The organism is Gordonia jacobaea, assembly GCF_965344965.1.
Classification (GTDB): domain Bacteria; phylum Actinomycetota; class Actinomycetes; order Mycobacteriales; family Mycobacteriaceae; genus Gordonia; species Gordonia jacobaea.
Map to the genome: position 1 here is coordinate 86,602 of NZ_CBDRLS010000003.1, position 15,151 is coordinate 101,752.

The 15,151-nt window shown below is 65.4% G+C and carries 15 protein-coding genes; 13 read left to right on the forward strand and 2 right to left on the reverse strand.

The window, feature by feature from the left end; all coding sequences use genetic code 11:
* The first annotated feature begins 50 nt into the window (after positions 1–50).
* The 4 genes from ACRVY7_RS11215 (at position 51) to ACRVY7_RS11230 (ending at position 5,548) form a co-directional block, all read left to right on the forward strand.
* Positions 51–2,339, forward strand: coding sequence for a polyribonucleotide nucleotidyltransferase (locus ACRVY7_RS11215; RefSeq protein ID WP_049697133.1), 2,289 nt, complete (start codon positions 51–53; stop codon positions 2,337–2,339).
* A gap of 133 nt (positions 2,340–2,472) precedes the next feature.
* Positions 2,473–3,975 (forward strand): putative nucleotidyltransferase substrate binding domain-containing protein, encoded by a 1,503-nt coding sequence (locus ACRVY7_RS11220; RefSeq protein WP_431817125.1) that lies wholly within the window; start codon positions 2,473–2,475, stop codon positions 3,973–3,975.
* A 42-nt stretch (positions 3,976–4,017) separates the two neighbouring features.
* Positions 4,018–4,779, forward strand: coding sequence for an NRDE family protein (locus ACRVY7_RS11225; RefSeq protein ID WP_431817126.1), 762 nt, complete (start codon positions 4,018–4,020; stop codon positions 4,777–4,779).
* A 94-nt stretch (positions 4,780–4,873) separates the two neighbouring features.
* A complete protein-coding gene (locus ACRVY7_RS11230) occupies positions 4,874–5,548 on the forward strand; it encodes a GAP family protein (RefSeq protein ID WP_431817127.1) in 675 nt (224 codons plus the stop codon).
* Between the two features lie 78 nt (positions 5,549–5,626).
* Here the strand turns inward: ACRVY7_RS11230 and ald are convergent, their stop codons facing one another.
* On the reverse strand, positions 5,627–6,742 hold the full coding sequence (gene ald, locus ACRVY7_RS11235) for an alanine dehydrogenase (protein WP_431817128.1): 1,116 nt from the start codon (positions 6,740–6,742) through the stop codon (positions 5,627–5,629).
* A 171-nt stretch (positions 6,743–6,913) separates the two neighbouring features.
* Between ald and ACRVY7_RS11240 the strand changes: the two genes are divergently transcribed.
* From ACRVY7_RS11240 to ACRVY7_RS11260, 5 genes are all read left to right on the forward strand, one after another.
* Entirely contained in the window at positions 6,914–7,396 is a 483-nt protein-coding gene (locus tag ACRVY7_RS11240; protein WP_005204483.1) for an Lrp/AsnC family transcriptional regulator, read from the forward strand.
* A 75-nt stretch (positions 7,397–7,471) separates the two neighbouring features.
* On the forward strand, positions 7,472–8,224 hold the full coding sequence (dapB, locus tag ACRVY7_RS11245; protein WP_049697137.1) for a 4-hydroxy-tetrahydrodipicolinate reductase: 753 nt from the start codon (positions 7,472–7,474) through the stop codon (positions 8,222–8,224).
* Between the two features lie 6 nt (positions 8,225–8,230).
* A complete protein-coding gene (locus ACRVY7_RS11250) occupies positions 8,231–8,746 on the forward strand; it encodes a hypothetical protein (protein WP_049697138.1) in 516 nt (171 codons plus the stop codon).
* On the forward strand, positions 8,743–9,195 hold the full coding sequence (locus ACRVY7_RS11255) for a flavodoxin family protein (protein ID WP_431817129.1): 453 nt from the start codon (positions 8,743–8,745) through the stop codon (positions 9,193–9,195). The genes ACRVY7_RS11250 and ACRVY7_RS11255 overlap by 4 nt, the downstream gene beginning before the upstream one ends.
* A 230-nt stretch (positions 9,196–9,425) precedes the next feature.
* Complete coding sequence (locus ACRVY7_RS11260) at positions 9,426–10,103, forward strand: GAP family protein (RefSeq protein WP_431817130.1); 678 nt, start codon at positions 9,426–9,428, stop codon at positions 10,101–10,103.
* Between the two features lie 7 nt (positions 10,104–10,110).
* Here ACRVY7_RS11260 and ACRVY7_RS11265 read toward each other — a convergent pair whose 3' ends face one another.
* Positions 10,111–10,482 carry an HNH endonuclease gene (locus ACRVY7_RS11265; protein ID WP_431817131.1) on the reverse strand — a complete coding sequence of 124 codons (372 nt, stop codon included), beginning with the start codon at positions 10,480–10,482 and terminating at the stop codon, positions 10,111–10,113.
* A gap of 105 nt (positions 10,483–10,587) precedes the next feature.
* On the opposite strand from ACRVY7_RS11265, the gene ACRVY7_RS11270 reads away from it, so the two are divergent.
* From ACRVY7_RS11270 to ACRVY7_RS11285, 4 genes are all read left to right on the forward strand, one after another.
* Positions 10,588–11,421 carry a thymidylate synthase gene (locus ACRVY7_RS11270; RefSeq protein ID WP_431817132.1) on the forward strand — a complete coding sequence of 278 codons (834 nt, stop codon included), beginning with the start codon at positions 10,588–10,590 and terminating at the stop codon, positions 11,419–11,421.
* A gap of 228 nt (positions 11,422–11,649) precedes the next feature.
* On the forward strand, positions 11,650–13,311 hold the full coding sequence (locus tag ACRVY7_RS11275; RefSeq protein WP_431817133.1) for a PE-PPE domain-containing protein: 1,662 nt from the start codon (positions 11,650–11,652) through the stop codon (positions 13,309–13,311).
* Positions 13,312–13,320: 9 nt separating this feature from the next.
* Positions 13,321–13,845 (forward strand): dihydrofolate reductase, encoded by a 525-nt coding sequence (locus tag ACRVY7_RS11280; protein WP_049697145.1) that lies wholly within the window; start codon positions 13,321–13,323, stop codon positions 13,843–13,845.
* A gap of 11 nt (positions 13,846–13,856) precedes the next feature.
* Positions 13,857–15,101 carry a winged helix-turn-helix domain-containing protein gene (locus ACRVY7_RS11285; RefSeq protein WP_431817134.1) on the forward strand — a complete coding sequence of 415 codons (1,245 nt, stop codon included), beginning with the start codon at positions 13,857–13,859 and terminating at the stop codon, positions 15,099–15,101.
* The last annotated feature ends 50 nt before the right edge of the window (positions 15,102–15,151 follow it).

Sequence of the window (15,151 nt, forward strand, 5' to 3'; positions counted from 1 at the left end):
CCACCACGGTCGCGTCGAATGCGACCGGCACGAAGGGATTCATAGCCCACATGACAGATGTCACCACCACTGAGGTCGTCGAGGAGTTCGACGACGCGATCACCGAGGCAACGGCCGTCATCGACAACGGCAGCTTCGGCACCCGCACCATCCGGTTCGAGACCGGACGTCTCGCCCTGCAGGCAGCCGGTTCGGTAACCGCCTACCTCGACGACGAGACCATGCTGCTGTCGACGACAGCGGCGTCGAAGCACCCCAAGGAGCACTTCGACTTCTTCCCCCTCACCGTCGACGTCGAAGAGCGAATGTACGCCGCGGGACGCATTCCCGGGTCGTTCTTCCGCCGTGAGGGCCGTCCGTCGACCGACGCCATCCTGACCTGCCGTCTGATCGACCGTCCGCTTCGTCCGTCGTTCGTCGACGGTCTGCGTAACGAGATCCAGGTCGTCGTCACCGTCCTGAGCCTCGACCCCAAGGATCTCTACGACGTCGTCGCAATCAACGCGGCATCGGCGTCGACCCAGCTCGCGGGTCTGCCGTTCTCCGGTCCCGTCGGTGGCGTGCGTGTCGCGCTCATCCCGACCGAGGAGAACAAGGCCGGCCAGTGGGTGGCGTTCCCGACCGTCGAGCAGCTCGAAGGTGCTGTCTTCGACATGGTCGTCGCCGGCCGCATCGTCGGAGAAGGCGATGACGCAGACGTCGCGATCATGATGGTCGAGGCCGAGGCAACCGACAACGTCATCGACATCGTCGCAGGCGGCGCGCAGGCACCGACCGAGGCCATCGTCGCCGAGGGCCTCGAGGCTGCCAAGCCGTTCATCGCTCGTCTCTGTGAGGCGCAGAAGTCGCTCGCCGCGGCTGCTGCCAAGGAGACCGCTGAGTTCCCGCTCTTCCCGGCGTACGAGTCCGACGTCTACGACGCCGTCTCGGCTGCCGCCACCGAGCGTCTCTCGCAGATCCTCACCATCCCGGGTAAGCAGGAGCGCGACGAGAAGACCGACGAGCTCAAGGCCGACATCCTCGCCTCGCTCGGCGAGCAGTTCGAGGGTCGTGAGAAGGAGATCGGTGCGGCATACCGCTCGGTCACCAAGAAGCTCGTGCGTCAGCGCATCCTGACCGACCACTTCCGTATCGACGGTCGCGGCATCACCGATATCCGGTCGCTCTCGGCCGAGGTCGCCGTGATCCCTCGCGCCCACGGTTCGGCACTGTTCGAGCGCGGCGAGACCCAGATCCTCGGTGTCACCACGCTCGACATGGTCAAGATGGCGCAGCAGATCGACTCGCTCGGACCCGAGACGTCGAAGCGCTACATGCACCACTACAACTTCCCGCCGTACTCGACCGGTGAGACCGGTCGCGTCGGATCGCCCAAGCGTCGCGAGATCGGTCACGGCGCGCTCGCCGAGCGTGCCCTCGTGCCGGTGATCCCGAGCGTCGAGGACTTCCCCTACGCGATCCGTCAGGTCTCGGAAGCGTTGAGCTCCAACGGTTCCACCTCGATGGGTTCGGTCTGTGCGTCGACCATGTCGCTGCTCAACGCCGGTGTGCCGCTGCGCGCTCCCGTCGCCGGCATCGCGATGGGCCTCGTGTCCGACACCGTCGACGGCGAGACCCGCTACGTCGCGCTCACCGACATCCTCGGAGCCGAAGATGCCTTCGGCGACATGGACTTCAAGGTCGCGGGCACGAAGGACTTCGTCACGGCGCTTCAGCTCGACACCAAGCTCGACGGCATCCCGTCGAAGGTGCTGGCCGGCGCATTGAGCCAGGCCAAGGACGCGCGCCTGACCATCCTGGATGTGATGGCCGAGGCCATCGACGAGCCCGACGAGATGAGCCCGTACGCCCCGCGGATCACCACCATCAAGATCCCGATGGACAAGATCGGCGAGCTGATCGGCCCCAAGGGCAAGACGATCAACGGCATCACCGAGGACACCGGCGCCAACATCTCGATCGAGGACGACGGCACCGTGTTCATCGGTGCTGCCGACGGCGTGTCGGCACAGGCTGCGATCGACAAGGTCAACGCCATCGCCAACCCGCAGCTGCCCAAGGTGGGCGAGCGCTTCCTGGGCACCGTGGTGAAGACCACCGCCTTCGGCGCGTTCGTGTCGCTGCTGCCGGGCCGCGACGGTCTGGTGCACATCAGCAAGCTCGGTAAGGGCAAGCGCATCAACAAGGTTGAGGATGTCGTCAAGGTCGGCGACAAGCTTCAGGTCGAGATCGCCGACATCGACGAGCGCGGCAAGATCAGCCTCGTCCCCGTGGACGACAGTGACAAGTCCGGCAGCGATGCGGAGAAGTCCGACGACAAGGCTTCGGCAGACGCCTGATCTGCTGACGCCGCGGCGTGCTCGCCGCGAGAACTCGACGGCCCGTCGTCCACAATGGAGTGGACGGCGGGCCGCCGTCGTCGGTGTGGACTTGTACGTACGTTCGCGAGGAATTCGGTGAGGGGGAGTGACGATGGCGGAGGATGAGCGGGGTGGTGAGGTCGGCGGGGTCGGCGCCTTCGCAGACAAACTCACCGTCGCGCACCGGCGTGAGCCTGCCGGATCGGTCGACCACACCGTCGAGAGCCTCATCCGCTCCGCCCCGGTTGTCGGCACGGCCGACATGTCGGTGCGGGAGGCGGCCCAACTGATGACCGAGCGCAATCGTGACCATGTGCTGATTCCGTTGCGTGACGGCGGTTTCGGAGTGCTCACGGATGCGATCCTCCGCGAACGAGTGGTCGCAGCGGGCGCATCGCTCGATACCCCGGTGACAGAGCTGACGCCGCGTCGCGCAACCGTGGTCGCGCCGCACGTCGCGGCCACCGACGCGCTCACCACGATCCTCGAGAACGACCTGACGGCTCTGCCCGTCGTCGACGCGGGGGGAGTGGTGCGCGGCGTCGTCGCACCGTCGGACTTCGTGTCAGCGCCGGGAGGGCCGAGTGTTGCTCTGCGCGAGCAGATCTCACGTGCACGTGACGTCGTCGAATTGCAGGAGCGTGCGTCTCGGGTGCCGTACCTGATCGCTGATCTGGTCCGTCGCGAGCAACCCGCACACTCGGTTACCACGATGGCTTCTCTTGTCGTCGATGCGGTGGTCCGTCGTGCGCTCGAACTCGTTCTCGCCTTCCATCCGGAGCTGGACCCGACCAAGCTGACGTGGATGTCGTTGGGCAGCAACGCTCGTCGGGAGACAGTGTTGAGTTCCGACATCGACTCGGCCGCCTCGTTCTCCGACGATGTCAGCGACGAGCAGGTGCAGGCCTATCGAGTGGCTTTCGGTGAGGTCGACACCGTGCTCCGCGGAGCGGGTATGGACGTCGACGACAACGGCGCGATTGCCTCGATGCCGTTGTTCTCGCGCACTCACGCGAAATGGCGCGCGGCAGCGGAACGGTGGCTCGCCGAGCCGTTGGAGAACAAGGGCATGATCCTCACGTCGTTGTTGATCGACGCCCGTCCCATCTGGGGCGATGAAGGACTCCCCGCGGTCGGCGAGGTGTTCGCCGACCTTCGACGCCATCGCGGAACGCTGAATCTCTTACTGGCGGAAGCTCTTGCCACCAGAGCGAAGATGCGGTCGATGCGCGACGTGCTGACTCGTCGAGGCGACGACTTCGACGTCAAGGAACATGCGATCGGTCCCCTGGTGAACTTCGCCCGCTGGGCGGCGTTGTCGGTGGGGTCGACGCAACTCGACACACGTGGTCGGCTCCGCGCCGCGTCGGGAACCGAGTTGTTGTCCGACGACCAGGCCGACACCCTGATCGAGGTCTTCGAGATCTTGCAACGGATACGCCTCAATTACCAAGTCGCACAGTTCGATCGGGGCGAGGATGTGAGCGACGTACTGGACATGAAACGGTTGTCGCCGCTCGACCGCAGCATGGTGGCGCAGGCCGTCCGCGAGATCGCCGGGGTGCAGCGCCGGGCCGCCAACCGCGCGCACTATCTGCCGGTAGGTTCGGTGTAGTGAGGTCTGTGCAGTGAGGTCGGTGAGAAGGAGTCGCGCGCGGTGTGTCTGATTCTGTTCGCCGTCGACGCCGACCCGAGATACGAGTTTCTCCTGGCCGCCAATCGTGACGAGATCTACTCGCGACCGACCGACGGCATTCACCGGTGGGCCGACGCCCCGATCATCGGCGGTCGTGATCTGACGGCCGGCGGCACGTGGATGGGCGTGTCGACGACGTCGCCACGACGGATGGCAGCGGTAACAAATGTGCGCATCGGCGAGCCGAAAGTGCTGCCGGACAAACGATCACGCGGCGACCTGCCCGTCGACTTCCTCGTCGGTGAGGCCACCCCGCGGGAAGCGGCGGAGCATCTTGTGCGACACGCCGACGAATACGCGCCGGTCAACCTGCTGGTGGCCGACGGCGTCGACGTCTGGTGGGCGACGAATGCACCCGTGCCCGAGGCGAGGGCCGTGGCGCCCGGCTGGCACGGACTGTCGAATGGGGTGCTCGACAGCGACTGGCCCAAGGTGACCGACGGTGTTCGACGGTTCCAGCACGTCGCGGCCGACGTGGATGCGCTGCCGGAGGACTACCTTGCGATGCTCGACGATCGGCGCCTGGCCGACCCCGCGCGACTGCCGGACACGGGCATCGATCCCGAGCGTGAACACGAGCTCTCGGCGATGTTCGTCGACATGGATGGCTACGGCACCCGGGCGTCGTCGGTGCTGCGGATGGGTCGAGATGGACACGGTGACCTGACCGAACGTCGTTTCCATGAGGGAAAGGCCGCCGCGACCACGGTGCTGTCCTGGTGATCTCCGCAGTGACTGGTGTCTGTCAGCGACACGGTCCATCGCGCTGCACCCCCGAGTGTCCGCATCGCAGCCGCGGTCCGGTTATGTTGCTCAGGTGATTCGCGCTGCAGTCGACGTCCTGCCCATTGCACTTGGCCTACTGATGGCGTCGGCGCCCCTGGTGATGGTCAGCATGGCGCTGGTGATCAGAAGGTCGGTGGGGGCTGGTTGGAGCTTTCTGCTCGGCTGGATTCTCGGGCTCGCAATCGTCTGCGGGGTAGTGGTCGCTGTTGCCGATCTGGTGTCCATCGCCGGTGACACGGGGACCGTCGGCGGGGTGGTCGGCGTCGTCGTGGGCGTCATCCTCCTCGGCCTCGGCGTGTGGAAGTGGTACGGCGCGTGGCGGAACCCGAACAAGGGCGAGGTGCCGTCGTGGTACGAGTCGATAGAGCGTATGCGCGGGTCAACGGTCTTCGCCTTCGGTATCGGTATGGCGGCGCTGAACCCCAAGAACCTGTTCCTCGCTGTCGCGGCCGGTGTCGCCGTCGCCGAGGCGACGGACAATATCGGCGCTCAGGTCGTCGGCATCGTGGTGTTCGTCCTCGTCGGCAGCATAGGAGTGGCCGCACCCACCGTGGCAACGCAGTTGGCCGGAGACCGCGCAGGAGCGACGCTGGCGCGGGTCGACGAGGTGATCACGCGATACAACTCAGTGATCGTCGGTGCCGTGCTGATCATTCTGGGCGCCGTCGTGACGACCAACGGCATCGATGCCCTGCTCGCGTCCTGAGTTGCAGGCGCGACCTATACGACAACCGCCGGGCCCGAGGCGATCTCGGGTCCGGCGGTCTCGCGATGGAGGTCGTGGTCAGTTGGTGGCGAACGGATTCTGCTCGGCCGGGATGTCGAGCGCTGCGCCGACCTCGGCATTGAACAACGTGCCCGCGTGGGTGCTCAGGCCGCCTGCGAGTGCGGCGTTGTCGGCCAGCGCCTTCTCCCAACCCTTGTCGGCGAGCTGCAGCACGTAGGGGAGCGTGGCACCGGTGAGTGCTTGCGTCGATGTGCGGGCAACGGTGCCGGGCATGTTGGCGACGCAGTAGAACACGGTGTCGTGCACGGTGAACGTCGGGTCGTCGTGGGTGGTGGGGCGCGAGTCTTCGAAGCAGCCGCCCTGATCGATGGCGATGTCGACGAGCACCGCGCCCGACTTCATCTGCGCGACAAGGCTGTTGGGGACGAGCACAGGTGCCTTCGCGCCGGGGACGAGCACTGCGCCGATCACGAGGTCGGCTTGCTTGACGGCCTCGGCGAGTGCGAGCGACGTCGAGTAGCGGGTGTGGACGCGTCCGCCGAAGCGGGCGTCGACGGCGCGAAGCTTGGCGATGTCGAGGTCGAAGACGGTGACCTGTGCGCCCATTCCCATCGCGATGGTCGCGGCATTGACGCCGCTGACACCAGCACCGATGACGACGACGTCGGCGGGTTCGGTGCCGGGGACGCCGCCCATCAGCACGCCGCGGCCGCCTTCGGAACGCATGAGGTGGTAGGCGCCCACCTGGGGAGCGAGTCGGCCGGCGACCTCGCTCATCGGGGCGAGCAGGGGCAGCGAGCCGTCGGCGGCGCGGACGGTCTCGTAGGCGATCGACGTCGTCTTGGAAGCCAGCAGCGCATCGGTGCACGGGCGGCTGGCCGCGAGGTGCAGGTAGGTGAAGATCGTCTGGCCCTCGCGCATGAGTCCGTACTCGGCCTCGATCGGCTCTTTGACCTTGAGGAGCAGGTCGGCCTGCTCCCAGACCGCGGTCGCGGTGTCGAGGATCTGTGCGCCCGCAGCCTTGAAGTCGGTGTCGTCGATGGCGGACCCGAGGCCTGCACCTGCTTCGATGACTACGTCGTGGCCGCGCTTGGTCAGCTCGGCGACGCCGGCAGGCGTGATGGCGACGCGGTATTCGTTGTTCTTGATCTCTGTGGGGATGCCGATACGCATCGGGAACTCCTCGAAAGTGTTGGGGTGTGGTCACGTGGTGGCGCTGCGGAGGCGCTGCTCTGCGCTGAACACCTTCAAGCGTGAAGGAACGTCGACAAGCGCACAACATTGATGAGGAAAGTTCTGTAGATTGTGTATCTGGATGAAGAATCGTCAGATCGAGGAGTTGTGATGGCCGCCACGCCGAAGGATGTTCGGGCAGTCGAGCTCGACGCGACCGATCGAGAACTGCTGCGTGTCCTGCAACTCGATGCGCGCATCCCCAACAGTGAGCTCGCGGCACGAGTGGGGATCGCGGCGTCGACAGCGCACGGGCGCCTCCGACGGCTCGTCGACGCCGGTGTGATCCGCGGATTCTTCGCCGACGTCGATCCGGCCGCGGTCGGACGGCCATTGCGGGCGATGGTCGCCGTGAGCTTGCAGTCGGATGCTCGCGGGCAGATCCGCCAGTTCGTCGGCGAGATCGCACAGCGAGACGAGGTGATCGACGTCTTCTTTCTCGCGGGTGCCGACGACTACCTGCTGCACGTCGCGACCGCCGACACCGAGGCGTTGCGCACGTTCGTCGAGATGCTCAATGCCAGACGCGAGGTCGCAGGGACCACGACGTCGCTGGTGTTCGACCACCAGCGCGGCGATGCGCCGATCTACTGAGGGTCGGCACGAAAGTGCCGCCCACTAGACTCGGACAAGAATGTTCGACCGAGCACGCACGAAGAGGGAGCACCGATGAGCGACGAGATCAGAGTTGGCGTGTTCGGCAGCGGGGGCAAGGTCGGGCAGGCCATGGTCGACGCTGTCGAGGCCGCCGAGGATCTCGTCTTCACCACCGGCGTCGACAAGGGCGACGATCCCGTCGCCTTCGTCGACACAGACACCTCCGTCGTCATCGACTTCACGCATCCGAGCGTCGTCATGGACAACCTGAAGTTCTTGATAGAGAACGGAATTCACGCGGTCGTCGGTACGACGGGGTTCACCGCGGAACGTCTTGCGCAGGTGCGCGAGTGGTTGTCCGACGCGCCTGGCGTCGGGGTGCTGATTGCACCCAACTTTGCGATCGGAGCCGTCCTGTCAATGCGTTTCGCGCAGCAGGCCGCACGCTTCTTCGACTCCGTCGAGGTCATCGAGCTGCACCATCCGCATAAGGCCGACGCGCCGTCGGGCACCGCGTATCGCACGGCGGCGCTGATCGCGGAGTCGCGTGCCCAGGCGGGCGTCGGGCCGAGCCCCGATGCCACGACCGAGGAACTCCCCGGTGCGCGCGGGGCTGTTGTCGACGGCGTGCGTGTGCACTCTGTCCGACTCGCCGGTCTCGTCGCACACCAGGAGGTCCTCCTCGGCACGCAGGGTGAGACGCTGACCATCCGGCACGACTCGATCGATCGCAGTTCGTTCGCGCCAGGAGTGCTGCTCGGTGTCCGCCAGATCGGCACCCGCCCGGGCCTGACCGTCGGACTCGACGAACTGATGGACCTGTAACTGCCGATGTCTGCCGAGCCGAGCAAGAAGCAAAAGAAGGATCCGACGCAGCGCGACGCCCGCCCGATCGTGTGGATGATCGCGTTTCTCGTCGTCGCGATGATCGTCTACTTCGTGCTACTTGGCAGGACCGGTGTGCAGCTCATCGCGCACGGCGGCGTCGTGGCGGTGGGGCTCGGTATCGGAGTGTTGATCCTGCCGTTCCTCGGTGCGTGGCTGATCTGGTCGACGCTGCGTGCGGGCATCGAACATCAGAAACTGGCGCGGATCATGGCGCAGGAGGGACGTGAACTCAACGTCTCCGACCTGCCGCGTCGAGCGTCGGGCCGCATCGAACGCGAGGCCGCGGACGAACTCTTCGCCCAGGTCAAGCAGGAGTGGGAAGCGAACCCGTCCGATTGGCACAACACGTATCGGATCGCCCGCGCCTATGACTACGCGGGCGATCGCTCTCGAGCCAGAGAGATGATGAAACGCGCTGTGGCGCAGTTCCATGGACGTGAGCAGCGGCCAAGCGCATGAGTCGCCTGCTGATCGTCCACCACACGCCGTCGCCGCATTGCCAGGCGATGTTCGAGGCGGTGGTCAGCGGTGCAACGGACCCCGAGATCGAGGGCGTCGACGTCGTGCGTCGTGCGGCACTGTCGGTGTCGACCAGCGACTTCCTCGACGCCGACGGGTATGTGCTCGGCAGTCCCGCCAACCTAGGTTCGATTTCAGGTGCCCTCAAACACGCCTTCGATTGCTCGTACTACCAGATCCTCGACTCGACGCGGGGCCGCCCGTTCGGCCTCTACCTTCACGGCAACGAGGGGACGGAGGGCGCGGAGAACGCGGTCGACCGGATCACCGCGGGGCTCGGCTGGGAGAAGGCCGCGGAGTACGTGATCGCGTCGAACAAGCCGGACAAGGCTGTGCTGGAGGCGTGCTGGGAGCTGGGCGCGACCGTGGCCGCCGGGCTATCGACCTAGGCAGGCCGGCAGGGATCGCAAACGCGGCTCGAGTCGGTGAACGCGGCTGGTGCACCAGCCGCGTCTGCCAGTTCGAGCCGCGTCTGGAACGTGAGGACACGGGCCGACGCCACCGCGCATTTTGTGCCGACTTTGCGGCCATCTACGACGAAAATGCACGACTGCTGGGAAACTTGCGCAAACAATCGTCGGCGAGTGCGGAAGGCGTCAATCGTGACAGGAGCAGCGGCGTGATCGCCACCGCGGTGGGGGATGTGTTGCCGATCGCGGTGACGGTCGCGATCAGTCCGGTCGCGATCATCTCGGGTGTCGTGCTCCTGTTGTCCGAACACGGCCGCGCCAAAGCGGTGCTCTTTGCTGTCGGGTGGATCGTCAGTCTGCTCGTCGTGACGGGCATCGCGGTCGCGGTGACGGACGTGGCAGAAGAGGATTCACCCGCCGCCACGGATGACGGAGTCAAGATCTTCACCCTGATACTCGGGCTGATCTTCCTTGGACTAGCAGTGATTTCCTGGCGAAGGCGACCCGCGCCCGGTGAGCCGGCAAGCGAAGCGAAACTCCTGGCCAGGGTGACGGCGATGTCGGGGCTGTCGGTGTTGGGGCTCGGGCTTGTCGAAGCGGTGGCAGTCGTGAAGAACGTGCCACTCAGTCTCGGCGCGGGGGCGCGAATAGCCGAGGACACCGGCAACCCGTCAGAGGCGTGGATAGTGCTGGTGATCTATGTCCTCATCGCCAGTCTCGGCATCCTGCTTCCGCTGCTCATTGCGATAGTGGGAGGTCACCGGCTCGATCCGGCGCTGAACAACTTCCGGGAGTGGCTCGAGGCAAACATCTCGCCGATCACCATCATCACGTGTCTCGTCGTCGGTGTGTACTTCGTCGGCAAGGGACTCGCAGTGTTCTCGTGAGGGCCGGTCATTCCGTCGGTTGCGACTCTTCGAAGGCGTCGGTCAGTTCAGCGATGATCTGGGCCTGCCGGACCAGGAACAAGCGTTCGTCGAGCTTCTTGCGACGCATCCACGTGGTGACCTCGGTATTGCACTTACTGGCATTGCACGATCGGCAGCACGGCACCACATTCCCCAGCGTGTAGCGACCACCGCGGGAAATCGCCAACATGCAATCGCGTTGCAGCGCAACACCATCGGCGCGACAGTATGCGCAGCCGCCCCACGCTTCTTGGAGTGCTGCCCACTGGAGGGGAGTCAGGTCGTGCGACTTCGCCGCGACTCGTGACCTGCGACGTCGTGCGTAGCGGTTGGCGCGGGTACGCGGGCGGGGTGGCACGTAGCGAGCCTAGTCTCTTGTCACCACACATCACACGAGCCACACGCAACCCACGGGGGTGTCGCGAAGACCGGGGGAAGGTGCGACGGCCCTAGACTGGCAGGCGTGAGTACGGCCATCCGCGACCTCAGCTCGACAGAGACGATCCCGACGCCATATGAAGACCTGCTGCGTCTGGTGATGGACACCGGCACGCCCAAGGCCGATCGCACCGGGACCGGAACACGCAGTCTGTTCGGGCACCAGCTTCGCTACGACCTCGCTCAGGGTTTCCCGCTGGTCACCACCAAGAAGGTGCATCTGAAGTCGATCATCTACGAACTGCTGTGGTTTCTGCGCGGCGATTCCAACGTGCGATGGCTCCAGGACAGAGGCGTGACGATCTGGGACGAGTGGGCCGACGAGAACGGCGAACTAGGCCCCGTCTACGGCGTGCAGTGGCGAAGTTGGCCGACTCCGTCGGGTGAGCACATCGACCAGATCTCCGCGGCGCTCGAGATGCTCAAGACCAACCCCGACTCGCGACGCAACATCGTGTCTGCGTGGAACGTGGGGGAGATCCCGCAGATGGCGTTGCCGCCGTGCCACGCGTTCTTCCAGTTCTACGTTGCCGACGGCAAGCTGTCGTGTCAGCTCTATCAGCGCAGTGCGGATCTGTTCCTCGGAGTGCCCTTCAACATCGCGTCGTACGCGTTGCTCACGCACATGATGGCGCAGCAGGCGGGCCTCGACGTCGGGGAATTTGTCTGGACCGGCGGAGACTGCCACATCTACGACAACCACGTCGACCAGGTCAACCTGCAGCTCTCGCGTGAGCCGTATCCGTATCCGACGCTCCGACTGAATCCGCGCGAGTCGATCTTCGACTACGAGTTCGACGACATCGAGATCGTCGACTATCAGTCACACCCGGGCATCAAGGCGCCTGTCGCGGTCTGATCACGAGCAGCATCCGTTGTCCTTCGAACGGAGTGTTTATCGTGGCCTACTTTTCAGTACCGGCGGTATCGAAGTGTGATGTGTGTTACATCATGAGTCACCGCGCGGAGATCTGATGGGCCTTACCGCACTCTGCCGGTCTCGTCGGTCGGGAGTGCCCTCGCTACCGACGGGCTGACTTTCGAAGTCGGGTCGGGAGCGGTCGGCCCGATCGGTTGGTAACTACATATGGGATCGATTCAGCGCGTCTGCGCCGCGATGGCGTCGGCGATCGGTGGCGTCATCGGAGCTGTCTGGGCGGCTGCCGTCATGACGGTGGCCAACGCGGCGACCGTCACGGCGCTCATCATGGGTGGTACCTGGAATCCGTTGGTGGACTTCGGTCCTCAAGCGCAAACCGACGAGTTTGTCGATACCTATCTCAACCTCATCGCGTCGAACTACCTCGCGCAGGCCAGTGGTGTGAACGCGGCCGACCTCAACAAGGTCGCCGTGTACACGCCGGAGGAGTTCGCGCCATTCACCGCGGGCGACCTGAGTTTCGATCGTTCGGTCGCGCTCGGCGTGGCGAATCTGAGTGCCTGTATATCGGGTGCGAACGCGTGTCCGCGCAATCTCTCGTTCGGCACGCCCGCCGCGGGCGATCAGCTCGTCGTGTTCGGATACTCGCAGAGCACCAGGATCGCGGCGATCACCAAACGGTCGCTGATCGACTACTACTCGAGCGTCGGCTGGGCGTCGGCTCCCGACGTGTCTTTCGTTCTGGCCGCGGACGTGAACAGGCCCAACGGGGGAATCCTCGCGAGGTTCGCAGGATTGTCGATTCCGTTCCTCGGTATCAGCATGGACGGCGCGGCGCCGACGAACAGTTGCGTCGACGAGCAATGTCATTTCCGCACAACCGATATCAGCTTCCAGTACGACGGCTTCTCGGACTTCCCGTCACACCCTCTCAACGTGATCGCTGACATGAACGCGGTTCTCGGCATCGCCTATCAGCACGGCCTCTATCCATTTGAATCACCGCTGGGCGCGCCGGGCACCGTCGATCAGGGCGAGTACGGGGACACGCACTATTACCTGATTCCGGCAGAGGTTCTGCCGATCCTCGTTCCACTGGTGGGCGTGCTACCCGCGACGTGGATCACCGCGCTCGATATGCCGTTACGCACCATCGTCGAAATGGGATACAGCCGCGACATCAGCCCGGGGGAACCGCTTGCGGCGCAGTGGTTCCGGTTCTCGCCGGTACGTGACGCCATCACCGTCGCGATCGCGATCGCGACAGGTATCGACGACGCTGTCGCGCAGAAGACCGGAGATCCGTCCAACCGGCCACTCGGCACCACCGCGATCAACGGACCATTCGGGGTGCCGGAGTTCAGCTTCCGAGACTGGTTCGACGCCGCGCATCCCGACAGTCCAGCAGGTTTGCCGCTCAGTGCGACAGTCGATGCGTCGACGGCTCCTGTCGCCGCTCAGGCACGATCCGCGCAGGTGAACGATTCGACCGCGACACTTCCCGGTCAGCGCGACCCGGAGACGTCGGTGCCGCGCGCCGCCGAATCGGGCGAGCCGTCGAACAACTCGGCGGCGGGGGCCGGCTCCATCAAGCCGGACACGCAGCCCTCCGGTCGTTCGGCGGCACCGCCGCACCCTGTCAATGAACCGCAGGTGCCTTCGGAGGGCGAGTCGGCAGATCCGCCGAATGTGGGTGGCGGATCCGCAAGCGATAGCCGCCCTGTCGACGACGTGCCGAGTACCACCGCCCCGGCAACAGCACCGGCGGGCGGTACTCAGGCGACCGAAGGTGCTGCGGTACCGCATGATTCGTCACAGGTAGATCGGGGCGCGTCGACGCTCGGAGAGCCTGTCGGAGCGCGGCGGTAGTCTCTGTCCATGGCCACCGTCATCACACTCGTCTGGGCGCAAGACCGCGTCGGCGCCATCGGGCGTCAGAATGCGATTCCGTGGCGCGTTCCCGAGGACATGCGCCGGTTCCGCGAACTGACGGGCACCGACCCGGTCGTGATGGGACGAAAGACGTGGGAGTCGCTGCCCGAGCGATTTCGGCCGTTGCCGGAGCGCCGCAATGTCGTGATCACCCGCAACAGCGACTACGTCGCGCCCGGTGCTGAGATCGCGGGTTCGTTGCGTGAAGCGCTCGATCGGATCGTCGGCGCCGTCACGGTGATGGGTGGCGGGGCCATCTACGAGGCCGCGATGGAACACGCCACGCGATTGCACGTCACCGAGATCGACCTCCTCGTCGAGGGCGCCGACGCGTTCGCACCCGAGATCGACCCGTACGGGTGGGAGGTCGCGGAGACCACGTCGTGGGAGACGTCGTCGGGCGGACTTCGCTATCGCTTCGTCGACTACTCGCGTCACGGCGCGACGTCGGATGTGCGTCGGGGAGCTTGATAGCCTCCGCGATGGCGTCTCCCGAGCTCACAGCCGCGCAGGCGGCCCGAATCGCCCTCACCGCACAGGGATTCGGTCCTCGACCCTTCGCGGGAACCGTGACACGCAAGCAGGTGTCGCGGATCGTTGAACGCACGCGATTGATCCAAATGGATTCGGTGAACATCGCGGTGCGCGCGCACTACCTGCCGTTGTTCTCGCGGCTCGGCACCTACGACCGAACCCTGCTCGACCGCGCCGCGTGGCATCCCGGGCGGGCCACTCGGATGCTCGTCGAATACTGGGCGCACGAGGCCGCGCTGATTCCGGTCGACGACTGGCCGCTGTTTGGGTGGCGCATGGAGGAGTACCGAGACGGACGGTATCTCCACACACGAGAACTCATGCGCGACAATCGGGCTCTCGCGGGAGACATTCGGGCGCTCATCGCCGAGATCGGACCGTCGACGCCGCGTCTGATCGAGAGTCATCTCGGAATCGAGCGTGAACCCAGTGCGCCCGGCGGCTGGTGGAATCGCGGCGACGTGAAGCATCTGTGCGAAGCGATGTTCGCCTCCGGTGAGTTGTCGGCTGTGCGAGACGCCAACTTCGGACGCCACTACGACCTCACCGAGCGCGTCGTCGGCGAGGTCGCGCAGCGCCGCATCGACAGGGTCGATGCGCACAGACAGTTGGTGACGAATGCCGCTGCGGCGCTTGGCGTCGCGACGGTCGCCGATCTCGCCGACTACTACCGACTCAAGCCCGCCGAGGTTCGCGGTGTCGTCGCCGAGTTGGTGGAAGATGCAGTGCTGCAACAGGTCTCGGTGCGTGACTGGAAAGACCCCGCGTTCGTGCACGCCGACACCGTGATTCCGCGTCGCATCGCCCATGCGGACGAACGGTCGGCGCTGCTGTCACCCTTTGATCCGCTGGTCTTCTTTCGTCCGCGTGCCGAACGGCTCTTCGGTTTCCGCTATCGCATCGAGATCTACGTACCCGAACACAAACGCGTACACGGCTACTACGTGCATCCCTATCTACTCGGCGACAAGATCGTCGCACGCGTCGATCTCAAGGCCGACCGCGCCGCGGGTGTACTCCGGGTGCCTGCGGCCCACCTCGAGGAGGGGCGTGACGCAGGCATGGTCGCCGAGCGCCTCGCAACCGACCTCGCAACGACGGCGCAGTGGCTCGGACTCGACGGCGTCGAGGTCGGCTCTCGGGGCGATCTGGCTGCCACCTTGGCTCATGCCACCGTCGGGGCTTCGGCATGACATGCTGTTTCCGGCTTTGAGACAATCCAGCAGGCATTCACCACATCGAA